At 68.0% G+C, this 24,045-nt stretch carries 22 protein-coding genes and 1 pseudogene; 7 read left to right on the top strand and 16 right to left on the bottom strand.

The genetic code is table 11. From position 1 onward, the window contains the following. Nucleotides 1-42 precede the first annotated feature (42 nt). Genes Q0Z44_RS12445 through Q0Z44_RS12415 form a run of 7 tightly spaced genes read right to left on the bottom strand, consistent with a single transcriptional unit; the run spans nucleotide 43 to nucleotide 6,510 of the window. Nucleotides 43-1,623, bottom strand: coding sequence for a hypothetical protein (locus Q0Z44_RS12445; protein ID WP_298013204.1), 1,581 nt, complete (start codon nucleotides 1,621-1,623; stop codon nucleotides 43-45). Continuing rightward, complete coding sequence (gene rlmH / locus Q0Z44_RS12440) at nucleotides 1,616-2,083, bottom strand: 23S rRNA (pseudouridine(1915)-N(3))-methyltransferase RlmH (RefSeq protein WP_298013201.1); 468 nt, start codon at nucleotides 2,081-2,083, stop codon at nucleotides 1,616-1,618. Before rlmH ends, Q0Z44_RS12445 begins: the two co-directional genes overlap by 8 nt. 33 nt (nucleotides 2,084-2,116) lie before the next feature. Continuing rightward, on the bottom strand, nucleotides 2,117-2,899 hold the full coding sequence (rsfS, locus tag Q0Z44_RS12435; protein ID WP_298013198.1) for a ribosome silencing factor: 783 nt from the start codon (nucleotides 2,897-2,899) through the stop codon (nucleotides 2,117-2,119). Further along, nucleotides 2,900-3,544, bottom strand: coding sequence for a nicotinate-nucleotide adenylyltransferase (gene nadD, locus Q0Z44_RS12430; RefSeq protein WP_298013195.1), 645 nt, complete (start codon nucleotides 3,542-3,544; stop codon nucleotides 2,900-2,902). It abuts the gene before it with no gap. A 4-nt stretch (nucleotides 3,545-3,548) separates the two neighbouring features. Beyond that, complete coding sequence (gene hemF, locus Q0Z44_RS12425; protein WP_298013192.1) at nucleotides 3,549-4,466, bottom strand: oxygen-dependent coproporphyrinogen oxidase; 918 nt, start codon at nucleotides 4,464-4,466, stop codon at nucleotides 3,549-3,551. A 24-nt stretch (nucleotides 4,467-4,490) separates the two neighbouring features. Next, nucleotides 4,491-5,777 carry a phosphoribosylamine--glycine ligase gene (gene purD, locus Q0Z44_RS12420; protein WP_298013189.1) on the bottom strand — a complete coding sequence of 429 codons (1,287 nt, stop codon included), beginning with the start codon at nucleotides 5,775-5,777 and terminating at the stop codon, nucleotides 4,491-4,493. 10 nt (nucleotides 5,778-5,787) lie between these two features. Next, nucleotides 5,788-6,510, bottom strand: a complete 723-nt coding sequence (locus tag Q0Z44_RS12415; protein ID WP_298013186.1) for a YebC/PmpR family DNA-binding transcriptional regulator — start codon at nucleotides 6,508-6,510, stop codon at nucleotides 5,788-5,790. Nucleotides 6,511-6,698: 188 nt separating this feature from the next. On the opposite strand from Q0Z44_RS12415, the gene Q0Z44_RS12410 reads away from it, so the two are divergent. Beyond that, on the top strand, nucleotides 6,699-8,273 hold the full coding sequence (locus Q0Z44_RS12410; RefSeq protein WP_298013182.1) for a helicase HerA-like domain-containing protein: 1,575 nt from the start codon (nucleotides 6,699-6,701) through the stop codon (nucleotides 8,271-8,273). Between the two features lie 36 nt (nucleotides 8,274-8,309). On the opposite strand, the gene Q0Z44_RS12405 is transcribed toward Q0Z44_RS12410, so the two are convergent. Next, complete coding sequence (locus Q0Z44_RS12405) at nucleotides 8,310-8,726, bottom strand: hypothetical protein (RefSeq protein WP_298013180.1); 417 nt, start codon at nucleotides 8,724-8,726, stop codon at nucleotides 8,310-8,312. A 132-nt stretch (nucleotides 8,727-8,858) separates the two neighbouring features. Then, entirely contained in the window at nucleotides 8,859-10,142 is a 1,284-nt protein-coding gene (gene lplT, locus Q0Z44_RS12400) for a lysophospholipid transporter LplT (protein ID WP_298013178.1), read from the bottom strand. Between the two features lie 195 nt (nucleotides 10,143-10,337). Here lplT and alr point away from each other — a divergent pair, with 195 nt between their 5' ends. The 3 genes from alr to radA all read left to right on the top strand — a co-directional run bounded on the left by alr (nucleotide 10,338) and on the right by radA (nucleotide 13,520). After that, a complete protein-coding gene (gene alr, locus Q0Z44_RS12395; protein WP_298013176.1) occupies nucleotides 10,338-11,459 on the top strand; it encodes an alanine racemase in 1,122 nt (373 codons plus the stop codon). Between the two features lie 56 nt (nucleotides 11,460-11,515). After that, nucleotides 11,516-12,055 (top strand): acyl-CoA thioesterase, encoded by a 540-nt coding sequence (locus Q0Z44_RS12390; RefSeq protein ID WP_298013174.1) that lies wholly within the window; start codon nucleotides 11,516-11,518, stop codon nucleotides 12,053-12,055. 91 nt (nucleotides 12,056-12,146) lie between these two features. Continuing rightward, nucleotides 12,147-13,520 carry a DNA repair protein RadA gene (gene radA / locus Q0Z44_RS12385; protein ID WP_298013172.1) on the top strand — a complete coding sequence of 458 codons (1,374 nt, stop codon included), beginning with the start codon at nucleotides 12,147-12,149 and terminating at the stop codon, nucleotides 13,518-13,520. Nucleotides 13,521-13,530: 10 nt separating this feature from the next. Here radA and murJ read toward each other — a convergent pair whose 3' ends face one another. After that, nucleotides 13,531-15,093 carry a murein biosynthesis integral membrane protein MurJ gene (gene murJ, locus Q0Z44_RS12380; RefSeq protein ID WP_298013170.1) on the bottom strand — a complete coding sequence of 521 codons (1,563 nt, stop codon included), beginning with the start codon at nucleotides 15,091-15,093 and terminating at the stop codon, nucleotides 13,531-13,533. A 163-nt stretch (nucleotides 15,094-15,256) separates the two neighbouring features. On the opposite strand from murJ, the gene rpsT reads away from it, so the two are divergent. Next, nucleotides 15,257-15,550, top strand: a complete 294-nt coding sequence (gene rpsT, locus Q0Z44_RS12375) for a 30S ribosomal protein S20 (RefSeq protein ID WP_109035301.1) — start codon at nucleotides 15,257-15,259, stop codon at nucleotides 15,548-15,550. 101 nt (nucleotides 15,551-15,651) lie between these two features. On the opposite strand, the gene Q0Z44_RS12370 is transcribed toward rpsT, so the two are convergent. After that, nucleotides 15,652-15,996, bottom strand: coding sequence for a DUF3579 domain-containing protein (locus tag Q0Z44_RS12370; RefSeq protein ID WP_109035299.1), 345 nt, complete (start codon nucleotides 15,994-15,996; stop codon nucleotides 15,652-15,654). Between the two features lie 374 nt (nucleotides 15,997-16,370). Here Q0Z44_RS12370 and Q0Z44_RS12365 point away from each other — a divergent pair, with 374 nt between their 5' ends. Together Q0Z44_RS12365 and argF are read left to right on the top strand one after the other, a co-directional pair. Continuing rightward, nucleotides 16,371-17,570 carry an aspartate aminotransferase family protein gene (locus Q0Z44_RS12365; protein ID WP_298013167.1) on the top strand — a complete coding sequence of 400 codons (1,200 nt, stop codon included), beginning with the start codon at nucleotides 16,371-16,373 and terminating at the stop codon, nucleotides 17,568-17,570. A gap of 20 nt (nucleotides 17,571-17,590) precedes the next feature. Next, a complete protein-coding gene (gene argF, locus Q0Z44_RS12360; RefSeq protein ID WP_298013165.1) occupies nucleotides 17,591-18,523 on the top strand; it encodes an ornithine carbamoyltransferase in 933 nt (310 codons plus the stop codon). Between the two features lie 69 nt (nucleotides 18,524-18,592). Here the strand turns inward: argF and Q0Z44_RS12355 are convergent, their stop codons facing one another. The 5 genes and pseudogenes from Q0Z44_RS12355 to Q0Z44_RS12335 all read right to left on the bottom strand — a co-directional run. Then, the gene (locus Q0Z44_RS12355; protein ID WP_298013163.1) at nucleotides 18,593-20,029 is read right to left on the bottom strand and encodes a methyl-accepting chemotaxis protein; all 1,437 of its coding nucleotides are present in this window, start codon (nucleotides 20,027-20,029) and stop codon (nucleotides 18,593-18,595) included. 137 nt (nucleotides 20,030-20,166) lie between these two features. Further along, nucleotides 20,167-21,537, bottom strand: coding sequence for a methyl-accepting chemotaxis protein (locus Q0Z44_RS12350; RefSeq protein WP_298013161.1), 1,371 nt, complete (start codon nucleotides 21,535-21,537; stop codon nucleotides 20,167-20,169). A 45-nt stretch (nucleotides 21,538-21,582) separates the two neighbouring features. Further along, a complete protein-coding gene (locus Q0Z44_RS12345; protein WP_298013159.1) occupies nucleotides 21,583-22,296 on the bottom strand; it encodes an RNA polymerase sigma factor FliA in 714 nt (237 codons plus the stop codon). Between the two features lie 15 nt (nucleotides 22,297-22,311). Continuing rightward, nucleotides 22,312-23,154, bottom strand: coding sequence for a flagellar biosynthesis protein (locus Q0Z44_RS12340; RefSeq protein WP_298013157.1), 843 nt, complete (start codon nucleotides 23,152-23,154; stop codon nucleotides 22,312-22,314). A gap of 29 nt (nucleotides 23,155-23,183) precedes the next feature. Further along, nucleotides 23,184-24,045 (bottom strand): annotated as a pseudogene (locus tag Q0Z44_RS12335) (flagellar biosynthesis protein FlhF); the annotation flags it as partial.

The following is a 24,045-nucleotide window of genomic DNA, read 5'->3' as shown; positions in this document are numbered from 1 at the left end:
GCGATGCTAACCGCGGGCGCACTGCGGCGCACGGCCGGCATGTCAGGGGCGTGCGCGGTCGCAGACGGCGGGGTCGAGGATCACGGACTGCAGCCAGAGCCGACGCTGGGGCGCGAGGCGCAAGGGCCAGGTCTGGTGCTGCACCGGGCCCAGCCATGCCCCCCGCGTGCGCGCCATCAGCTCTGCCGGCGGATCCTGCGGTGCGTCCATGTCCACCCACGCGGCCACGCACGTCCAGGGGGTGGTGGCAAAGCCTTGAGGCGGCGGTAGGTCGGGTGACACGGCGGTCCACGTGAGATCCCGGCCATCGGCGGCGGACAGGATGCCCGCCAGGTGGTCGTCGCCCGTGATGACACGCAGCGGCTCGCCATGCCACTGGTGCAAGGCATGCGAGAAGGCGACGGCCGGACGATCCGTCCAGCAGTTGCGGCAGCGCTGTGCGGTGCGCTCGGGCTCCCACCAGCGCAGCGCGGAGACCGCGATCGACAGCAGCGCCATGCTGACGGCCACGCCCACCAGCCGGCGCGGCCAGCGGGGATCGGTGGTCTGGCGGGCGTGCTGTTCGGCCACTTCGCAAGCCCACAACACCAGCCACACCGTGGCGCCGGGCAGCACAGGCCACAGCCAGCGGGGCGTGAAATGCGCGCCCTTCAGGGCGGTCACCACACCGGCCAGCACCAGCAGGCCGATCGGCGTCTGCGCGGCAAGCCATCGCAGGCCGCCGGGCAGCACAGGGCGTGGCAGCCGATGGCGCCAGCGCAGGCCCCAGGCCACCCCCGCCAGCAAGGCCGGGGTCAGCATCAGGTACTCCAGGGTGCCCAGGGCCAGTTGCAGCGGTGGCTGCCAGGGCGGCACTGCATCGCTGGGCATCAGCACGCGCCGCGGCAAGTCGCCCACCTCGCGTTGCACCCACCACCATTGGGCGTAGGGTCCGAGCAGGGCCGCGAACAGCAGCAAGGCCAGGCCGAGCCAGGCGAGATGGGCCAGCCATCCGGGCCGCGGCGCCTTCAGCCCCGTCTGCACCAGCGATTCAGACGGCGCGTCGTCACGCGTGCGCCACTGCAGCCAGGCCCACGCCAGCACCGCCGAGGCACACCACAGCGCGGCATTCAGCTTGGCCAGACAGGCCAGTGCTGCAAGCAGCCCGACCACGGGCCACCAGGCCGGACGCCGAAGCGCCTTGACGGTGGCCGCCGAGGCCCAGGTGGTCAGCGCGGCGGCCAGCACCGTGTGGGTGAGGCTGTCATGCACTCGCCACATGGCCAGCAGAAAGCCCAGGTGGGCCACCACCACCAGCGCCTGGCGCCCCGCGGACGCCCCGCACGCACGAGCCAGGGCCTGCGTGCCGCCCAGCCACGCAAGCAGCACGGCATACCGGGCTACCTCGAGCGCCACCGGCCAGCTGCCCCCATCGGGCCGCAGTGCCAGCAGCATCCAGGTGTAAAGCGGTGGCTGGCGTGTGCCATAGCCGAGCTGCCAAGACTGGGCAAAGTAGACCTGCTCGGCACCGTCGATGTCGAGCCCCGCCACACTGCTCAGCTTGACCGCAACATAGCTCAGCAGCCAGACCAGCACGGTCAGCCACGCGGCCCACAGCGGCCGCCGCCGGACGAACTCAAGCACGGTGGTAGGGATGGTTGTTTCTCAGGGACCAGGCCCGATAGAGCTGTTCGAGCAACAGCACGCGCGCGAGCGCGTGGGGCAAGGTCATGTCCGACAGGCGGATCGCCTCGTCAGCCGTCTGCTTGAGCGACGGGTCGATGCCGTCTGCGCCGCCGATGATGAGGGCCACGTCGCGGCCGTCGTGCAGCCAGGCTTCCGTCCGTTCGGCCAGCTGCAAGCTGGTCAGACGGCTGCCCCGTTCATCGAGGATGACGCGGCGCACACCCCGCTCGAGCACCGCCTCCATGCGGGCCGCCTCGGCCTGCATGATGGCGGCAACCGGCCGCCCCTCACGGGGTTCGGCCTTCAGCGCGCGGACTTCCACCTTCCAGTCGGACGGGAAGCGCTTGAGGTAGTCCTCGCACGCCTCGTTCGCCCAGTCCGGTAGGCGGTGCCCGATGGTCACCACCGTGAACTTCATGACAGGGTCTTACCGGTCAGCAGCCACCCGCGCTCAGCGGACCGTCTTGCGGGCGGGCGCCTTCTTGGCAGCCACCTTTTTGGCGGCCGGCTTGCGGGCCGGGGCGTTCACCACGACCTTCTGCAGCGCTGCCTTCTTGGCAGGGGCCTTCTTCGCAGCCGTCTTGGTGACCGGCTTCGTCGCCGTCCGGGTCGGTGCCTTCTTGGCCGCCACCTTGCCAGCCGCAGCATTGCGGGCCGGTGCCTTGGGTGCTGCCTCGGCCACGGCCTTCACGGTCTTGCGTGCTGCCGGCTTCTTTGCTTCAGGCTCGGCCGCCTTCTTCACGGTCTTGCCAGCCGCAGCCTTGCGCGCGGGCGTGGTCGCGGCTTTCTGAGCCGCCGTGGTCTTGCCGGACACCTTGCGGGCCTTCACCGGCGGGGCATCCTCATCGAGGTCCATCGGCTCGGACGCCTTGACCAGGCCGGCCTTGGCGGTCTTGAGCTTGATGGCCACGGGCTTCTCGCCCCAGATCTCTTCCAGCTGGTAGTACTGGCGGATGGCGGGCTGCATCACGTGCACCACGGCCGCGCCACAGTCCACGATGATCCATTCGCTGTTGTCCTCGCCCTCGGTGCGCATGACCTGGAAGCCAGCGGCTTTCACGGCCTCGCGCACGCTGGACGCCAGCGCCTTGGTCTGGCGGTTGGACGAACCGGTGGCGATGACGACGCGCTCGAACAGCGGAGAGAGGTGTTCGGTGTTGAACACGACGATGTCCTGAGCCTTGACGTCTTCGAGGCCATCGACGATGGCGCGTTGCAGTTTGCGGATGTCCATTCAGCGGGGGGTGCCAGGGGCGTAAAGTTGATGATCGGCAATATAGCGTGCCACGCCGCTTGGCAGCAGTGTCGGCACCAGGGAATCGGGGGGCGCGCCGTCGGCCAGGCGGGCGCGAATGTCGGTGGACGACACCGGCATGGGCTGCAGCGGAAGCCTCACGACGCGGTGCGCATGATGCGCCAGGGCATTGGGCGTGGCGAGCGCCTCGCTGCCGCGGCAGGCGACCGCCAGGGTCACGCGCTCGATCAGCTCGGTCCAGCCCTGCCACGTCGGCAGGTTGGTGTACTGGTCCTGTCCGATCAGCAGCACCCATTCGACCGGCTGCCCGGCCGCATCCGCACGGGCCTGAAGCGCCCGCACGGTGTCGAGGGTGTACGAAGGGCCGGCTCGGTCAACTTCGATGCGATCGACCACAAAGCGTGGTTCGTGCGCCGTGGCCGCGGCCACCATGGCGAGGCGGTCTTCGGCCGGCGCGAGCTGACGGGCCTTCTGCCAGGCCTGGCCCACCGGGATCCAGCGGACCTCATCGAGCGACAGATGCGCCAGCGCCAGCTCGGCCAGCGCCACGTGCGCCGCGTGGACCGGGTCGAAACTGCCGCCCATCAGACCGATGCGGCGAGGCGGATGGCCAGCAGGTTTCAAGGATTCAGACCCAGTCCCGGGCGGGCAGGAAGTCGGTGTACAGGCAAGCTTCGGCCGAGCCGGGCTCGGGGTGCCAGTCGTAGCGCCACTTCACGACGGGCGGCATCGACATCAGGATGCTTTCGGTGCGGCCGCCGGACTGCAGCCCGAACAACGTGCCCCGGTCCCACACCAGGTTGAACTCGACATAGCGGCCGCGGCGGTAGGCCTGGAAGTCGCGCTCACGCTCGCCATAGGGCTGGGCGCGACGGCGCTGCAGGATGGGCAGGTAGGCGCCGGTGAAGGCGTCGCCCACCGAGCGGATCATGGCGAAGCCGCCTTCCATGCCAAGCTCGGAGAAGTCGTCGAAGAAGATGCCCCCCACGCCGCGGGCCTCGTTGCGGTGCTTCAGGAAGAAGTACTCGTCGCACCAGGTCTTGAAGCGCGGGTATTTGTCGTCGCCGAACGGCGCCAGCGCGTCCTTGCACACCTGGTGGAAGTGGCGGGCGTCCTCTTCCTGGCCGTAATACGGCGTCAGGTCCATGCCGCCGCCGAACCAGGCCACGGTGGTGCCATCGGCCTTGTGGGCGGCCAGCATGCGCACATTCATGTGCACAGTGGGCACATAAGGGTTGCGCGGGTGGAAGACCAGCGACACGCCCATGGCCTCGAACGGGCAGCCAGCCAGCTCAGGCCGGTGCTGCGTGGCCGACGGCGGCAGGCTCGGGCCCTTGACGTGCGAGAAGTTGCAGCCGCCCCGCTCCAGCACGTTGCCCTCTTCCACCAGGCGCGAGCACCCGTCGCCCTGCAGGCGCTCCTCCGGGCCTCGCACCCACGCATCGCGCACGAAGGGTTTGCCGTCTTCGGCCTCGAAGGCCGAGATGATGCGGTCCTGCAGGTCCAGCAGGTACTGGCGGACGGCCGCGGTGTCGAAGTCGCTCATGGTGCGGGCTCGGTGCGTGGGAACTCAGCGGGCCTTGATGGCGCGCCAGCCGATGTCGGAGCGGAACTGCATGCCGTCGAAGGCCAGCCCGCGCATGTAGTCGTAGGCACGCTGCTGGGCCAGCTTGGCCGAGTCGCCCAGCGCCGTCACGCACAGCACACGGCCGCCACTGGTGCGAACCTGGCCGTCTTCGCCCATGGTGGTGCCGGCGTGGAAGACCATCGCGTCGTCGGCATCGGCCGGCAGCCCGGTGATGACGTCGCCCTTCTTCGGGTCGAGGGGGTAGCCGCCTGCGGCCACGACCACGCCCAACGCAAAGCGGCGGTCCCACTGCAGTTCGACCTGGTCAAGCGTGCCGTCGGTCGCGTGCAGCATGACGTCGACCAGGTCGCTCTTCAGCCGCATCATGATGGGCTGGGTTTCCGGGTCACCCATGCGGCAGTTGAACTCGAGCGTCTTGGGGTTGCCCTGCGCATCGATCATCAGGCCGGCGTACAGGAAGCCCGTGAACGGGATGCCGTCCTTGGCCATGCCGGCGAGCGTCGGGTTGATGATCTCCTGCATGGCCTTGGCGTACACGTTGGGCGTGACCACGGGCGCGGGCGAGTAAGCGCCCATGCCCCCCGTGTTCGGGCCAGCATCGCCGTCCAGCAGACGTTTGTGATCCTGGCTGGTGGCCATCACGGCCACGTTCTTGCCGTCGGCCATGATGATGAAGCTGGCTTCTTCACCGGCCAGGAACTCTTCGATCACCACACGGGCGCCGCCCGCGTTGTGCTGCACACCCAGCTTGTTATCCAGCAGCATGAAGTCGATCGCTTCATGAGCTTCCTGCAGCGTCATGGCGACGACCACACCCTTGCCTGCCGCCAGGCCGTCGGCCTTGATGACGATGGGCGCGCCCTTGGCGTCCACATAGGCGTGGGCCGCGGCGGCGTCGGTAAAGGTTTCATAGAAGGCCGTCGGGATGCCGTGGCGCTTCATGAAGTCCTTGGCGAAGGCCTTGGAGCTTTCCAGCTGCGCGGCCTTCTGCGTGGGGCCGAAGATGCGCAGGCCGCGGGCGCGGAATTCGTCGACCACACCGGCCGCCAGGGGGGCCTCCGGGCCGACCACCGTCACGGCGATCTTGTTGGTCTGCGCGAAGTCGGCCAGCGCCTTGACGTCGGTGATGGGCACATTCACAAGACGCGGATCGCGCGCCGTGCCACCGTTGCCCGGTGCCACATAGACCTTCTGGGCCTTGGGCGACTGGGCGAGTTTCCAGGCAAGGGCGTGCTCGCGGCCGCCCGAACCGATGACAAGGATGTTCATAGAAAGGATCTCAGTTCAGTTCGGCGTTATGGAACACATCCTGAACGTCGTCCAGGTCTTCCAGCACGTCCAGCAGCTTCTGCATGCGGGCGGCATCGTCGCCCGCCAGCTCGATGTTGTTCTCGGCGCGCATCGTCACTTCCGCCATTTCGGCCTTCAGGCCCGCACCTTCCAGGGCGTTCTTCACGGCCTCGAAGTCGGCCGGGGCGCTCAGCACCTCGATCGAGCCGTCTTCGTGGGTGAGCACGTCCTCGGCGCCGGCTTCCAGCGCCACTTCCATGATCTTGTCCTCGCTGGCGCCCGGCGCAAACAGGAACTGCCCGACGTGCTTGAACTGGAAGGCCACCGAGCCCTCGGTGCCCAGGTTGCCGCCGTGCTTGCTGAAGGCGTGACGCACGTCGGCCACCGTCCGCACGCGGTTGTCGGTCATGCAGTCGACGATCACGGCCACGCCGCCGATGCCGTAGCCCTCGTAGCGGATTTCTTCGTACGTGACCCCATCGAGGTTGCCCGTGGCCTTGTCGACGTTGCGCTTGATGTTGTCGGCCGGCATGTTGGCCGCCTTGGCCTTCTCGATGGCCAGACGCAGACGCGGGTTCATGGCGAGGTCGCCGCCACCCTGACGCGCGGCCACGATGATTTCACGGGTGATGCGGGTCCAGACCTTGCCGCGCTTTTCGTCCTGACGGCCCTTGCGGTGTTGGATGTTGGCCCACTTGGAATGACCGGCCATGGCGTTGTGCTCCGGGTGTTTTGTATGCTGAGAACGACAGCGCGCGCCCTGCCTGCCGACAGCGCGCGCACGGGTGTGGCTCTGATTCAGAGCTGAGTGATACTGTGATTTTACCGTTTGGCCGGCCCGCTCCCGCCGGGCACGGCCTCGCCGGTCCGTTTTTTTCAGTTTCCCGGGAGCCTTCCGTCATGGCCGATCCGATCCTGCTCGCCCGCCACGGCGACACCGCCTGCCACCTGCTGCCTGCCCTGGCCAACCGCCATGGCCTCGTGACCGGCGCGACCGGCACCGGCAAGACGATCACGCTGCAGGCTCTGGCCGAGCGCTTTTCGGCCATCGGCGTGCCCGTGTTCCTGGCCGACATCAAGGGTGACCTGACCGGCATCTCGCAGGCCGGCACCGTGAGCCCCAAACTGGCCGCCATCCTCACCGAGCGGGGACTGGACACCCCCGAATCGCAGGCCTGCCCCACGACGCTGTGGGACGTGTTCGGCGAGCAGGGCCACCCCGTGCGCGCCACCGTGTCGGACATGGGGCCGCTGCTGCTTGGCCGCATGCTGAACTTGAACGACACGCAGGAAGGCGTGCTGCAGCTGGTCTTCAAGATCGCCGACGACAACGGCCTGCTGCTGCTCGACCTGAAGGACCTGCGCGCCATGCTGCAGCACGTGGGCGACAACGCGAGCCAGTTCACCACCGAGTACGGCAACATCAGCGCCGCCAGCGTGGGCGCCATCCAGCGCGGCCTGCTGCAGATCGAGCAGCAAGGCGGTGACCGCTTCTTCGGCGAGCCCATGCTCGACATCCGCGATTTCATGCAGACCGTGGATGGCCGGGGCGTGGTCAACATCCTGGCCGCCGACGAGCTGATGAACGCCCCGCGGCTGTACGCCACCTTCCTGCTGTGGATGCTGTCCGAGCTGTTCGAGACCCTGCCCGAGGTGGGCGACCTCGACAAGCCCAAGCTGGTGTTCTTCTTCGACGAGGCCCACCTGCTGTTCAAGGACGCGCCAAGCGCGCTGATCGAGCGCATCGAGCTGGTCGTGCGTCTGGTGCGCTCGAAGGGCGTGGGCGTGTACTTCGTGACGCAGAACCCGCTGGACGTGCCCGACACCGTGCTCGGTCAGTTGGGCAACCGGGTGCAGCACGCGCTGCGTGCGTTCACGCCCCGCGACCAGAAGGCCGTGAAGTCCGCCGCCGAGACCATGCGCGCCAACCCTGGGCTGGACATCGCCACCGCCATCACCGAGCTGGCGGTGGGCGAGGCGCTGATCAGCCTGTTGGACGAGAAGGGCCGCCCCAGCGTGACCCAGCGCGTGTTCGTGCAGCCTCCGGGCAGCCAGATCGGGCCGATCACCGCCGAGCAACGCCAGGCGCTGCTGGCCGGGTCGCTGGTGGCCGGCGTGTACGAAAAGGCCGTGGACCGCGAGTCGGCCTACGAGAAGATCAAGGGCCGCGCGGCCCAGGTGCCGGAAGCATCACCCGCACGGGGCGCCCCTCGCTCGATGCAAGAGGAGGCCGCCGACGCCCTGCGTGGCGGGGCAAGCGAAGCGGCACGGGGCGCAGCGACGGACGCGGCGGGCAGTGCCGGCGGCTGGCTCGGCGACGTGGCCGGCGGCCTGCTGAAAGGCAGTGGGCGCAAGGATTCGATCCTCGAAACGGTGGCCAAGTCGGCGGCGCGCACCATTGGATCGACCGTGGGCCGCGAGATCATCCGCGGCGTGCTGGGGTCGCTGCTCGGCGGCGGCAGCCGACGCCGCTGAGCCTGTCAGCCCGCGGGTCGGCGCGGGCCGGGCAACTCAATGCCCGTGGTGGCCGCGGCGCTCATCATGGCCCCGCCAGCCCCCGTGGCCACCATGGTGGTGATGTCCGTGGTGGCGGTGGTGATGCCCCCACCAGCGAGCGCCATGAACGTGGCCGGGATGCCCGTAGTACGCCGGCGGGGCATACACCACGGCCGGCGGCGGCGCGTAAACCACGCGCGGCTGGTGCACGACGACGGGCGCCGGCATGACGACGTGCGGCATGCCGCCCACCACCCCGTATGGGCTGTTCGAGAACGTGGTGCCGACCCGGCCGGCGCCGTGCATCGGCGTGTCCACATTGACCGACCAGTAGACGCCACCTCCCGCATGGGCAGAGGCCGCGGCACCCAGCGCGAGCACGGCGGCGCCCAGGGCGCGGGCCAGATGGGCAAGAGGGCGAGTGTTCAGCATGTTCATCTCCTCGGCGTCCGCCAGCCGCCCGAAGGTCGGGTGGCCGCAGCAGGCGCATGTGTCTACAACGACACGCAGCGGCTGCGGGATGACAGGGAGATGTAAAGACTTGTGGCGCGCGGCCACGCCGTTTCAGTGATGGTGGGCGTCACTGCGCGCGATGGCGAGCAGGTGATCGACCTCGGCCTGGTGGTGCACCGTGTTGTGCCGGTGCCAGCGGCCGATCAGGAACATGGCGCTTGCCACCACCAGCCCGAAGGCGGTGATGGCACCGTAGGCAGACAGCCCGGAGTTGGTCAGGGCGCTGTAGCCCAGGCCCAGCAGCAGAATGCAGGCCTGTTCGTTGAAGTTCTGCACGGCGATCGAACGCCCCGCGCCCATCAGGTTGTGACCACGGTGCTGAAGCAGCGCGTTCATGGGCACCACCAGGAAGCCACCCAATCCACCCAGAATGATCAGGAAGGGCACGGCGACGCCGACGTCGCGCAGGAAGTTCATGCCGAGCACGAGCACGCCCATGGCCACGCCCAGCGGGATGACGGCCGTGGCGCGGTCGAGCTTCATCTTGACGGAGGCCACAACGGCGCCCACGGCCGTGCCGATGGCCACCACGCCGACCAGGGACGAGGCCTTGGTGGTGTCGTAGCCCAGCGCGACGGCCGCCCAGGCGAGCACGATGTAGCGCAGGTTGCCCGACACGCCCCAGAACAGCGTGGTGGTGGCCAGCGAGATCTGGCCGAGCTTGTCGCGCCACAGGCGGCGATTGCAGTCGGCGAAATCACGCACCAGCTCGATCGGGTTGCTCTCGAAGGGCTGCAGCGCCGTGCTGGTGCGCGGGATCCGGAGGTTGAATCCGGCGGCCACCACGTACAGCAGCACCAGGGTGGCAATGGCCGCCTCGGGTGGCGTGCCGACGCCGGTGTCGAGCATCGGGAAGTCCAGGCCCAGCAGGTGCGGTGCGATCAGCGGCCCCATCAGTTGCCCACCCAGCACCACCCCCAGGATGATGGAGGCAATCGTCAGCCCTTCGATCCAGCCGTTGGCCTTCACCAGCTGGGAAGGCGGCAACAACTCGGTCAGGATGCCGTACTTGGCAGGCGAGTAGGCAGCCGCACCGAGGCCCACGACGGCATAGGCGATCAGCGGGTGACTGCCGAACAACATCATCAGGCAGCCGACCACCTTGATGCTGTTGGAGAGGAACATGACCTTGCCCTTGGGCCAGGCGTCGGCAAACGCGCCCACGAACGGCGCAAGCACCACGTAGAACAGCGCGAACATGGGCACGAGGGCAGCGCGCTGCCACTCGGGCGCCCCGCCGGACTTGAGCAGCTCGACGGCGGCGACGAACAATGCGTTGTCGGCCAGCGAGCTGAAAAACTGCGCCGCCATGATCGTGAAAAAGCCTTTTTTCATGCGCGAGCGTCAGGTGCAACGGTTCAGGTCAGACGGGAATTCAGCCACGCGAGTCCGCCCCTCGGGCGTCACGGTCAGCAAACCGCCGGTTATAGCATGCGGTCACCAGGCCCGGCGTGACGGTGGTGTGCGGTTGAACCGCCTGCCCATGCGGGTTGACCCGAGGCGGGCTGCGGGCGCTGGCAGAATGGCTTCATGCCGCGCCCGATTGAAGCCCTGATCCACCTTGACGCACTGCAGCACAACCTCGGCCGCGCCCGAGCGTGCGCCCCCGACGCACAGGTCTGGTCGGTGGTCAAGGCCAACGGATACGGACATGGCCTGACGCGGGTCTTCGAAGGCCTGCGCGCCACCGACGGCTTCGCCCTGCTGGACATCGACGAAGCACGGCGCCTGCGCGAGCTGGACTGGCGGGGGCCCATCCTCCTGCTGGAAGGTGTGTTCGAGCCCCGCGACCTGGAGATGTGCTCGCGACTGGGCCTGTGGCACGTGGTGCACTGCGAACAGCAGATCGACTGGCTGGCGCAGCACAAGACGGAGTGGCCGCACCGGGTGTTCCTCAAGATGAACACGGGCATGAACCGGCTGGGCTTTCGGCCGCATGCGTTTCGTAACGCCTGGGCGCGGCTCAGCGCGCTGCCGCAGGTTGACGAGGTGTCGCTGATCACGCACTTTTCGGATGCCGATGCGCCGCGCGGCATCGCACACCAGGTGGAGGTCTTCCAGGCCCACACCGCCGACCTGAGCGGCGAGCGCAGCCTGTGCAACAGCGCAGCCGTGTTGCGCCATGCCACCGACCCCACGGTGCGCGGCGACTGGGTGCGGCCGGGCGTGATGCTCTACGGCGGCGTGCCTGACTACCCCGAACACGATGCGGCCCACTGGGACCTGCGCCCCGCGATGACGCTGCGCTCGCAGTTGATTGGTGTGCAGCACCTGCAGGCCGGTGAAACGGTGGGCTACGGTAGCCGCTTCACCGCCAGCCAGGCCATGCGCATCGGTGTGGTGGCCTGTGGCTATGCCGATGGCTACCCGCGCCATGCACCCGATGGCACGCCCGTGCTGGTCTGCGGGCGACGCACCCGACTGGTCGGGCGCGTGTCGATGGACATGCTGATCGTGGATCTGGGCCCCGTGCCCGAGGCGCAGATCGGCAGCGAAGTGACGCTGTGGGGTCAGGGGCCGCACTGCGAGGGGCATGCCACGCGGCTGGACGTCGACGAAGTGGCCCACGCCTGCGGCACGATCTCGTATGAGTTGATGTGCGCACTGGCGCAACGTGTGCCGGTCACCGTGCTGGAGCCCCACGCCGCCTGACTCAGCGTCCCTTCTGCGCTCCCCCGCCTCTCCTCCCCACCGTCACAGCCCCTCCAATGCAAACCGACGACCAGAAACACCAGCTCCGCATGACCGTGCTGATGACGCCGGACATGGCGAACTTTTCCGGCAATGTCCACGGCGGCGCCATCCTCAAGCTGCTCGATCAGGTGGCCTACGCCTGCGCGAGCCGCTATGCCGGCTGCTATGTCGTGACGCTGTCTGTGGACCAGGTCACCTTCCGGCAACCCATCCACGTCGGTGAGCTGGTGACCTTCCTGGCCTCGGTCAACTTCACGGGCACGTCGTCGATGGAGATCGGCGTCAAGGTGATCGCCGAGAACATCCGCACCCAGGTCGTGCGCCACGCCAACAGCTGCTTCTTCACGATGGTGGCCGTGGACGACCAGGCCCGCCCGACGGCGGTGCCTCCGCTGACGCCGGCCACGCCCGATGAGCGCCGCCGCTACGAAGCCGCCAAGCTGCGCCGCCAGCTGCGCCAGGAACTGGAACGCCGCTTCAAGGCCATTCAGAAAGGCGGCGCCGACGCACCCACGCCCGACGACGTGACCTTGACTGCGCCACCTTCGGCCTGATCAGTCGGCATCCCCCTGGGTGGGTTCCTCCGGACGGGGGGATGGTGCCCCGCCGCCCGACCCTTGCCTCGCCATCGCCGACAATCGCCGCATGGCCAAGGACAAGACGATCTACACGTGCAGCGAATGTGGCGGCACGAGCCCGAAGTGGCTGGGCAAGTGCCCGCACTGCGGCGCCTGGAACACGCTGGAAGAAACCCGCGCCGAGCCGGCCGTCGGCAAGAACCGGATGCAGGCCCTGGCCCGCGGACTGAATGCCGCGCAACCGGTCACGACCCTGTCCGACATCGAAGCCGCCGACGTGGCCCGCACGCCCACCGGGCTGGAAGAGCTGGACCGCGTGCTGGGCGGCGGCATCGTGGCAGGCGGCGTGGTACTGATCGGCGGGGACCCCGGCATTGGCAAATCGACCCTGCTGCTGCAGGCGCTCGAGGCGCTGTCACGCCAGATGCCGGTGTTGTATGTGACGGGTGAAGAAAGCGGCGCCCAGGTCGCCCTGCGCGCGCGCCGCCTGGGGTTGGACGGCTCGCAGGTGCGCGTGCAGGCCGAGATCCAGCTGGAGAACATCGTGGCCACGCTGGAGGCCGAAAAGCCGGCCTTCTGCGTCATTGACTCGATCCAGACGCTGTTTTCCGATCAGCTGTCCTCGGCGCCAGGCTCGGTGGCCCAGGTGCGCGAATGCGCAGCCCACCTCACGCGTGTGGCCAAGGGCAGCGGCTGCACCATGGTGCTGGTGGGCCACGTGACCAAGGAAGGCGCCCTGGCCGGGCCCCGCGTGCTGGAGCACATCGTCGACACGGTGCTGTACTTTGAGGGCGACACGCACAGCAGCTTCCGCCTGATCCGCGCCATCAAGAACCGCTTCGGCGCCGTCAACGAGATCGGCGTGTTCGCGATGACGGACAAGGGCCTGAAGGGCGTGACTAACCCGAGCGCGATCTTCCTGTCCACGCACAGCGAGCCGGTGCCCGGCTCGTGCGTGCTGGTGACGCTGGAAGGCACGCGGCCCATGCTGGTCGAGATCCAGGCGCTGGTCGACAGTGGCGGCCCCAGCCCCCGCCGCCTGAGCGTGGGCCTGGAGCGCGACCGCCTGGCCATGCTGCTGGCGGTGCTGCACCGCCATGCGGGCATGGCGTGCTTCGATCAGGACGTGTTCGTGAACGCGGTGGGGGGCGTGCGGATCAGCGAGCCGGCGGCCGACCTGGCGGTGCTGCTGGCAATTCAGAGCAGCCTGCGCGCCCGCGCGCTGCCCAAGGGCTTCATTGCCTTTGGCGAAGTGGGCCTGGCCGGCGAGGTGCGCCCGGCCCCGCGCGGACAGGATCGACTGAAGGAAGCCGCCAAGCTGGGCTTTTCGATCGCGGTGGTGCCCAAGGCCAATGCGCCAAAGAAGCCCATCGAGGGGCTGACCATCCACGCGGTCGAGCGCGTGGAAGAGGCGATGGAGCTGGTGCGTTCGTTGATGTGAGGTGGCCGGCTCAGCGCCGGATGGCCTGCCGCAGGTTCAGGCCAGAAGCAGCCAGCGCCCCGAAATAGACCACGGCGGCGGCCACCAGGCAGCCGGCCATCGCGCCGATGCGCACCAGCGGCTGGCTGCGCAGCGCCACCCAGTCCAGATGAGTGGACGCCAGCCACAGACCGATGCCGAGCAGGGCCGTGGCCCCCGCCACGCGCAGTGCAAACAGCGCCCAGCCCGGCGCAGGCTGATAACGCCCGGCCTTGCGCAGCCCGATCAGCAGCCAGCCCGCATTGACCAGCGAGCCCAGGCCGATGGACAGCGCCAGCCCCGCATGGCCCAGCCAGGGCACGAACACAGCGTTGAAGCCCTGGGTGATCACCAGCACCGTGATGCCGATGCGCACCGGCGTGCGGATGTCCTGCGTGGCATAGAAGCCGGGCGCCAGCACCTTTACGCCGATCAGGCCCATCAGCCCGACGCCGTAGCACGACAGCGCCAGCACGGTCTGCTGCACGTCGGTCGGGCTGAAGCGGCCATAGTGGTACAGCACGGCCACCAGCGGTTTGGAGAACACCAGCAGGGCCACCGCACTGGGCAGGGCCAGCAGCAGCACCAGGCGCAAGCCCCAGTCGAGCAGGCCCGAGAACTTGTCTGTATCGCCACTGGCCTGCGCGCGCGACAACTGCGGCAGCAACACCACGCCGAGCGCCACGCCGAGCATCGCGGTGGGGAACTCCATCAGGCGGTCGGCGTAAGTGAGCCAGGACACGGCCCCCGCGCCCAGGTGCGACGCGATCTGCGTGTTCACCAGCAGCGACACCTGCGCCACCGAGACACCCAGCACGGCCGGCGCCATCTGCCGCAGGATGCGGCCCACGCCGGGGTGATGCCAGGCCGCCTGGAAGCGCGACCAGGTCAGACCGATGCGGGGCGCCATGCCGATCTTCATCAGCGCGGGCACCTGCACGCCCAGCTGCAACAGGCCGCCCACCATCACGCCCACCGCCAGTGCGTACACGGGCTCGATGCCACGGGTGCGGAAGAACGGCGCCAGCAGTGCGGCCGCGCCGATCATGCTCAGGTTGAGCAGCACCGGGGTGACGGCCGGCACGGCAAAGCGGCTCCAGGTGTTGAGGATGCCGGCGCTCAGGGCCACCAGCGACATGAAGCCGATGTACGGAAACATCCAGCGCGTCATCACCACGGCCTGGTCGAACCCCCCGCTGTCCTGCAGGCCCGAGGCCATCAGCCACACCAGCACCGGCGCGCCGACCGACCCCACCACGCAGACCACCAGCAGCGCACCGAACAGCACCGTGCCGACGGCGTTGACGAGCTCGCGGGTGGCCTCGTCGCCCTGGCGCGTGCGGCTTTCGGCCAGGATGGGCACGAAGGCCTGCGAGAACGCCCCTTCGGCAAACAGCCGGCGCAGCAGGTTGGGGATGCGGAAGGCGACGTTGAAGGCGTCGGTGGTGGCGCTGGCCCCGAAGGCCGCGGCGATCAGCAGTTCGCGGATCAGGCCGGTGATGCGCGACGCGAGCGTCATCACCGAGACAATGGAGGCGGACTTCAGCAGGCTCATCGACCGATTATAGGAAGCGCCCTCCCCCGCCCGGCCTCGCCCCCTTGTCCGAGGGTGCCAGCTCGCGTTATACTCGCCGGCTTTCCAACCAACTCGCCTTTGTGGGGTGCGAAGCGGTGCAGGCCATGCCTGTTGATCCGAGCATCTACAGGGCCACAAGATCATGGCATCTGCATCCAAAGCCAAGAAGACCGTCCGCATCGCCTCGGGCCGCAAGCGCGTCCGTCAGGACGTCAAGCTGAACGCCGCCAACTCGGCCCTGCGTTCGAAGTTCCGTACCGCCATCAAGGGCGTGCTGAAGGCCGTTCAGGCCGGCGACAAGGCCAAGGCCTCCGACGCCTTCAAGATCGCTCAGAGCGTGATCGACTCGATCGCCGACAAGGGCATCTTCCACAAGAACAAGGCCGCTCGCCACAAGAGCCGCCTGTCGGCCAAGATCAAGGCGCTGGCCGCCTGAGTCTTTCCGACCCCATGAAAAAGCCCGCTGCGTGCGGGCTTTTTTGCGTCCGGATCTGCATCAAGGGGAGCGCGCTTCGCCCTCCCCTCGGCGAACGCGCCTCAGGCGCGCGGTGCGTCAGGCAGCAGACACGCCTCGACGACCTGCAGATCGTTGTCGCGGGCAAAGTTCATGACGAAGTCCCAGGCCATGGGCTCGAGTTCGCGCAGCGCCTCGTTGACGACCACGCACTTGACCTTGCCCATTGAGGTGGGCACGCAGTAGGGGGAGTAGCCGATGTGGGCGCCAGGGCCCATGTTGCGCGCGCCGGGCCGGAAGCATGACATGGCACCGGCCAGTCGCTCGGCCCAGTCGCTTGGCCGGAAGGTCCGCCCGTCGCTGGTCACGCCCTGAATGAAGATTTCACGCGGTTTCTGGGTGGCTGTGGGCTTCGAGGGCGACGACACGGTGGCGCTTCCGAGGGCTGTGCAATGGGTAGATTGACAGGCGTGGCGGCAGATCGTGTCTGGCCTCCACAGGAAACAAGGCCCGACTCGGAAGGTGTCCCTTGGCGTAGCCTTGACCGGACGCTGGAAGGATCACCCTCCGGCCCCGGCTGAATCAAGTCTTGTATAAGACTCGACAGACGACATTGTCGCCCACCTGCCCCTTTGGCGCAACCCGGTAAACCAGAAGCTGCACAGCATGCCGGGCCGTGACAGGCTGCTGACAGGATCACTGCGCAACCAGCTTGGGTGACCGCGGGCTTTTCCTTAGAATGGTGCGATGGCGCAGTGCCTGCTGCGCCATTTTTCTTTTGACCCCGCTTCGAGACCCATCCATGAACGCCCCTGTGTCGATGCCCCACGTGATGCCCACCTATGGCCGGCTGCCGGTTGCCCTGTCGCACGGCGAAGGCGCCCGCGTCTGGGACACCGAGGGCCGACGTTATCTGGACGCGCTCTCGGGTATCGCCGTGAACACGCTGGGCCACAAGCATCCGCGCCTGGTGGCCGCGTTGCAGGATCAGGTCGAGAAGATGATCCACTGCTGCAACTACTACCAGGTGCCGCTGCAGGAAGAGCTGGCCAGCATGCTGGTCGAGCGCTCGGGCCTGACCAACGTGTTCTTCTGCAATTCGGGCCTGGAAGCCAACGAGGCCGCCCTGAAGATTGCGCGCAAGTACGGCCACGACAAGGGCATCGACCGCGCTGAAGTGGTGGTGTACGAGAAGGCTTTCCATGGTCGCTCGATCGCCACGCTGTCGGCCACCGGCAACCCCAAGGTGCATGCCGGCTTCGAGCCGCTGGTCGAAGGTTTTGTGCGCGTGCCGCTCAACGACATCGCCGCGCTCGAAGAAGTGGCCCGCACCCGCCCGAACGTGACGGCCGTGTTCCTGGAAGTGATCCAGGGCGAAGGTGGCATCAACCCCGCCCGCACCGAGTACCTGCAGGCCGTGCGCGCCCTGTGCGACAAGCAGGGCTGGCTGCTGATGCTGGACGAAGTGCAGTGTGGCATCGGCCGCACCGGCAAGTGGTTCGCGCACCAGTGGTCTGGCATCCAGCCTGACGTGATGCCGCTGGCCAAGGGCCTGGGCTCGGGCGTGCCCATCGGCGCCGTCGTGTGCGGCCCGAAGGCGGCCCATGTGCTGAAGCCGGGCAACCACGGCACCACCTTCGGCGGCAACCCGCTGGCCATGCGCGCCGGGGTCGAAACGCTCAAGACGATGGAGGCCGAAGGGCTGATGGCCAACGCCGCCACCGTCGGTGCCCACCTGATGGCCGCCCTGAAGCGCGAACTCGGCGACCTGCCGGGCGTGAAGGACATCCGCGGCCAGGGCCTGATGATCGGCATCGAGTTGGACCGCCCCTGCGGCGTCATCCTGAGCCGCGCGCTGGAAGCCGGCCTGCTGCTGAGCGTGACGGCCGACACCGTGGTGCGCCTGCTGCCGCCGCTGATCTTCACCACCGCCGAGGCCGACGAGTGCGTGGCCATCCTGGCCCCCATCGTCCGCACCTTCCTGTCGGAAACCCAAGCGTGAACACGCCCCGCGTCCCCACCATGAAGCCTGGACACAGCCTCATCAAGCATTACCTGCAGTTCAAGGACCTGCGCGCGCCCGAGTACGCCTACCTGTTCGAGCGCGCCGCCATCATCAAGAAGCGCTTCAAGAACTACGAGAAGTACCAGCCGTTGGCCGACCGCACACTGGCGATGATCTTCGAGAAGGCCAGCACGCGCACCCGCGTGAGCTTCGAAGCCGGCATGTACCAGATGGGCGGCTCGGTGGTGCACCTGACCACGGGCGACAGCCAGCTGGGCCGCAGCGAGCCGATCGAGGACAGCGCCAAGGTGATCTCTCGCATGGTCGACATCGTGATGATCCGCACCTATGAGCAGGCCAAGCTGACGAAGTTTGCGGCCAATTCGCGCGTACCGGTGATCAACGGCCTGACGAATGAATACCACCCCTGCCAGATCCTGGCCGACATCTTCACCTACATCGAGCACCGCGGCTCGATCCAGGGCAAGGTGGTGGCCTGGGTGGGCGATGGCAACAACATGGCCAACACCTGGCTGCAGGCAGCCGAGCTGCTGGGCTTCACGGTGCACGTGAGCACACCCAATGGCTACGAGGTGGATCCGGCCGTGGCGGGTGTCTCGAATCCGGACTGCTACAAGGTCTTCAAGGACCCGATGGACGCCTGCCGTGGCGCCGACCTGGTGACCACCGACGTGTGGACCTCGATGGGCTATGAGGCCGAGAACGAGGCGCGCAAGAAGGCGTTTGCCGACTGGTGCGTCGATGCCGAGATGATGGCCGTGGCCAAGCCTGACGCGCTGTTCATGCACTGCCTGCCGGCGCACCGTGGTGAAGAGGTCGAGGCCGACGTGATCGACGGGCCCCAGTCGGTCGTGTGGGACGAGGCCGAGAACCGCATGCACGTGCAGAAGGCGCTGATGGAGTACCTGCTGCTGGGGCGCATCGGCTGAACGCCTGACTGCGCTGCACCATGTAGAAGGCCCGCTTGATGCGGGCCTTTTCACATGCGGCGCTGAAGCTCAACGCACGGTGCGGAACACGGAGACCGAGGCCACCAGTGCATCGGCCTGTTGGCGCAGGCTGGCTGCCGCGGCAGCCGTTTCCTCCACCAGCGCGGCGTTGTGCTGCGTGGCTTCGTCGAGCCGGTTGATGGAGCTGTTGAGCAGACCGATGCCGCTGTTCTGCTCCGAGCTGGATGCTGTGATCTCGCCAACCAGCACGGTCACGCGGCGCACCTGCTCCACCACGTCACCGATGATGGTGCCGGTGTTGCCGACCAGGGCCGTGCCCGTGTCCACCTGCTCGACGCTGCTGGTGATGAGTTGCTTGATCTCGCGGGCGGCCTCAGCGCTGCGCTGCGCCAGGGTGCGCACCTCACCGGCCACGACCGCAAAGCCGCGCCCCTGCTCACCCGCGCGGGCGGCCTCCACCGCGGCGTTCAGCGCAAGGATGTTGGTCTGGAAGGCGATGCCATCGATGACACCAATGATGTCGGTGATCTTGCGGCTGGCCTGCTGGATGCCGGACATGGTGTCGACCACCTGGTGCACGGCATCGCCACCTTGCCCCGCCACGCGCGAGGCGCTGCCGGCCAGGGTGTTGGCCTCGTGCGCGTGGTCGGTGGTCTGCTTGATGGTGGCGGCGATCTGCTCGACGGACGAGGCGGTCTCGGCGATGCTGGCCGCGGCCTGTTCGGTGCGGGCGCTCAAGGCCTGGTTCCCGGCCGCGATCTCGCCGGTGGCCTGCTGAATGGCCTGGGCGGCCACACGCACTTCGCTCACCGCCTCTTCGATGTGACGCAAGGCAGCGAACATCTTGGCCGTGACCGGGCTGGCAGGCGTTTCGTGGGCCACCGAGAGGTCGACGGTTCCATCTTCACTCTGGATGCGCTCGGCGACGTTCATCAGTTGCTCGGCCACGCGGAAGTCGGCCCGTGCCCGCGCTGCCAGAAACAGCAGGATGGCCGACTCGGCCACCACATACAGCGCGTGCTCGACGACGCGCATGAAGCTCGGCTCGGTGAAGCACATCGGGCCCCAGCCCCAGGCCTGGAACTGGTTGAAGCTCAGGTGGTGGACGGCGATGGCGCCAGCCCCCAGCAGGACGGGCAAGGACCGGCGGTACACCACGAGCACGGCCATGAACGCGAAGACGGCGAAGTGCGCCTCGTTGTGGCCGCGTGACGTGTGGATGAGCAGCGCCACCATGGCCATGCCGAGTACCGGCAAAGCGCACTGGCTGAGCGCCTGGCCATTGGAGGCCCGGGACACCCCCAGGCCGGCAAGGAGGATGAACAGGCCGACCGTGAAGGTCAGTGCCAGCCCTCCGTAGGGCACGGTGTAGGCCAGCGCCCCGAGCCAGGTGACGCCGATGGCCGTCAGCACGACGGCGTCAGAGCCGCGGTACCAGGGAGATGCAGGCAGCGAGGAAACAGAAGCAGACAGGCGTGAAGACATGATGAGGCCCCCTCCGAAAGGGAAGGTGGACTCATGGATTTCGGACAGCGCTGCTCGGACTTGAGGCGTCGTGCAACATTTTGAGACACTTTTGCACGACGCCGTTCAATTGTTCACGCCCTGTGTGGCGCGGCGGGTCAGAACCGGTAGGCGAGACGCAGGCCGCCCCAGTGCCGCCCCTGCACCACGATGGGTGCGGCGGCCTCTTTCAGCAGGACGAACTGACCGCCGCCCATGTCGCGACGGTAGGTCTGCAGCAGGAAGGGGCGCTGGTTGCGCGCGGAAGCGAGGCCCGTGCGGTCGTTGAAGATGCGACGCCAGCGGCTGTGCGCGGTGTTCCAAACGACATCGCCCGCGCGCTGCGGATGGCAGTACGCCCGGTTGTGGGTCGAGATGTAGCCGTTCCGATCGGCCGCAATGCAGAACACCACACCGGGCAGCGCGTTCAGGACGGGCTCCTGCACCTCGGGGAACAGTTCGTCAGTCAGCCGGTTGAAGCGCGTGAGGTGCTGCGCCGGAGCGCTGCCGGCCACCGGCTTGTAGGCCTCGTCGAACAGGTCGGCCACGGTCACCCTTCCGGCGGCCACGGCCGCTTCCAGTGCCTGACTGATGCGGGCTGCGGTCTGCTGCGCCAGGTCGATGTAGGGCGAGTCGGCGGTGCGCACGCCACATGAGGCGAGGTGGTCCATCAGGCGCTCGGACACACCCAGCACGCTCTCGCTGCGGCGCAGGGCCACGTCGAGCACATCGCGTGTCTGGCGGACCTCGCCTTCCATCACGCCCACCTGCTCGGTGATGCCGCTCGAGAGGCTGCGGCTGGCGTCAGCCGCACCGTTGATGCGTTGCACGCCCTGCTCCACGGCCTGCAGCGCGTGGTGGAAGCGCACGCGGCCATCGCTGGTGCGGGCATCGGCTGCGGCCGAGTCACTCAGGTCGCTGGCCAGCGACTGGATGCGCTGATCCAGTTGCGACACCGTGCTCATGATGGCCTTCGAGATGGATTCGACCTGCGTGGAGAGGTCCTTGACGGCATCGGCCACGACCGAGAAGCCGGCCCCGGCCTCGCCCGCGCGCTTGGCCTCGACGGAGGCATTGAAGGCCACCAGTCGGGTCTGCAGGGCCACCTGGGTGATCTGCCGGGCCGCATCGGAAACCTGATGCAGGGTGTCGACCACACCGGCCACCTCGCGACCGACGTGGGCCACGCTCTCGCGTGCCTGCTGCATCGCGCCCTGGCTGCCGTGCGTCTCGACGCTGATCTGGTCCTGCGAGCGGACGATGTCCTGCAACTGCCGCAGCAGGTGTGTCAGGGTTTCGGACTGACGGCGCGCAACAGCGGCCGTGTCTTCGAGTGTGCCGCGCAACTCGGCGGCTTCGCGACCGAGGCCGCTGGTGTCTTGCTGCAGCGTCTGGGCAAGGGCATGAACCTCACTGCCCGGCCCTTGAGTCGGCTCGACAGACGCAGGCTCGACGGAGGCAACGGGCTTGCGACGGAAGGACATCAGCATGGGGCACCTTGGAAGGAAGGCAGGCGGGAGGGGATAAAAGACGCCTTACCACTCGCGCAATTTGACCCTCAACCGAGCGATCGACTGACTGTGCAGTTGGCAAACCCGTGATTCGGTCACGCCCAGCACCGCGGCGATTTCCTTGAGGTTCATGTCCTGCTCGTAGTACATGCTCATGACGTACTGCTCGCGCTCGGGCAGGAGCTTGATGGCCTCGACCAGGGCGTGGCGCATCCGGTGATCCTGCAGCAGGCTCAGAGGGTCGTTGCCCTCGTCGGCCACGTGGCGGTCCAGGTAGTCGTTGTCGCCGTCCTCGCCGCTCATGTCCTCGAGGTAGATGAGCTGCGTGCCACGCACCTTGCCGAGCATCTCCTGGTAATCCCCCAGGTCCATGCCCATTTCCTTGGCGATCTCGCTTTCCTGCGGCGCGCGGCCCAGGCGCTGCTCCAGCCTGTGAACGGCCGATTCGATGTCGCGTTGTTGCTTGCGGGTGCCGCGACTGAGCCAGTCGGCGCCGCGCAATTCATCGAGCATGGCGCCGCGGATGCGTTGCGTGGCGAAGGTCTCGAACTGCACGCCCTGCCCGGCATCGAAGCGGTTGAGGGCGTCGGTCAGGCCGATCATCCCCACCTGGATCAGGTCGTCGATCTCGACGTTGGCCGGCAGCTTGGCAATCATCAGATGCGCCAGACGACGCACGAGCGGGCTGTACTGACGGAGCATCGAGTCGAGGTCGAGTCGTCCTTTGGCGGTGTACATGCGGGCTCCGTGTTTTCAGTTGATCGCGGGGGTGGCGCACGTTGGCAGCGCAGCCCCGGGGGACATCAGGTGGTCGAATGCGGCGTCGCTGAGCGCGTGCTGAAGGGCACCGCGCAGCAGGGTGGCCGCCAGTTCCTGAAGACGGCCGGTGGGCTCGACTTCGGCCGGTTCGTTGGCATCGAGGCGCACCGTGCTGCGCTGCGCCATGCCAAGAAAGGCATCGGCGCATTGCGACAGGCGGTGCGCGATTTCATCGGCCAGGGGCGACGCCTCGGGGGCGCACACCAGCAGGTCGTAGGTGGGCCAGCCGCCCCGCTGCCCCAGCAGCTTCACGGCGGCGTAGGCGTCGCGCAGGCTTTCAGCGCGGTCACGACTGTAGACCAGCGGCACGACGTGCTGACCGCGCGCCCGCTCGGCAAACAAGCGCACGGTTTCGCTGGCCGTGGCGTGCACGAGGATGACGTCGGCCTGCGGCGCGGCTTCTGCCAGCGCGTCGAGCAGGGTGGCGCACGAGCCCTTGGCATCCACATGGCGCAGCGGCAGACCGCGTGCGGGCATGTAGCTCACCAGATCCGACAAGCGCTCGATGCCCTCGGCCAGATCGAAGGCCACCAGCTCGCCGGGCTCGCGGGCCTGCGGGCTGGCGTCCACCACCAGCGTGTGCAGGCCGAAGCCGGTGTAGGCGCTGCACAGCCGCTCCAGCACCTTGCCGCCGCAGCCGGCCGTGGGGTTGGCCACCACCGGCACGAGACGGACCACACGCGACGCAAACATCCGACGCAGGCCCTGGGCCTGGTCGACCTGGTGCAGTCGCCCCTGCTCAGGGCTGCGTTCCGGTTGGCGTGCGTTGCGCATCATGGGGGTCGCAGGATCGGGGAAACAGAAAATCAAACGGAACGCTGGGGGGCCACGGGCTCGGCTGCCGGCGACGTCGAGAACACCAGGCTCACTTCGGCCGGATCCAGGCGGTAGGCCGGGTTCAGGCTTGCGCGCAGTGCCCGGTGCACCAGCGCCTGCGACGACAGACGATGCCAATCTTCAGGCACGCGCTGCCCGTTGGCCACGCCCAGCACCCGCAGTTTGTGACGGATTAACGCATCCAGGGCCGGACCGAGCTTCACGGCCTCGTCCAGCTTGGACAGCACGATGCCGGCGCAGGCCGAGGCCTGGTAGGCCACCAGCGTGTCCTCGATGGCGTCGCCCTGCGTGGCGGCGTTGATCACCAGCAGCTTCTTGATGCTGGGGTGCGACAGCATGTCGAGCAGTTCCTTGGCGCGGCTGTCGCGCTGGGCCATGCCGGCGGTGTCGATCAGGATCAGCTTCTTGCTGGACAGCAGGTCGAGCAGGTCTTCCAGCGCGGCGCGGTCGTGGGCCATGTGCACGGGCACGCCCAGGATGCGGCCATAGGCGCGCAGCTGTTCGTGGGCACCCACCCGGTAGGCGTCCAGCGTGATCAGGCCCAGGTTCGAGGCGCCGTGCTTGGCGGCGAACATGGCGGCCAGCTTGGCGGTCGAGGTGGTCTTGCCCACGCCGGTGGCACCGACCAGGGCGAACACGCCGCCGCGGTCTTCGATGGCCGGCTCGGAGTCAGCGGTGTGCAGGTTGCGCTGCAGCACCTGCGTCGCCCAGCTCAGCTCATCGGCCTGGCCACTGGCCACTTCGGCGGGCATGGCGTCCAGCATCTTGCGGATGAGCACGGTGGAGAAACCGCCGTCCAGCAGCTTCTGAGCCAGCTGGGCCTGGGCCGGG

The sequence above is a fragment of the uncultured Aquabacterium sp. genome (assembly GCF_947366995.1).
Taxonomy (GTDB): domain Bacteria; phylum Pseudomonadota; class Gammaproteobacteria; order Burkholderiales; family Burkholderiaceae_C; genus Aquabacterium.
This window is presented reverse-complemented; position numbering and strand designations above follow the sequence as displayed.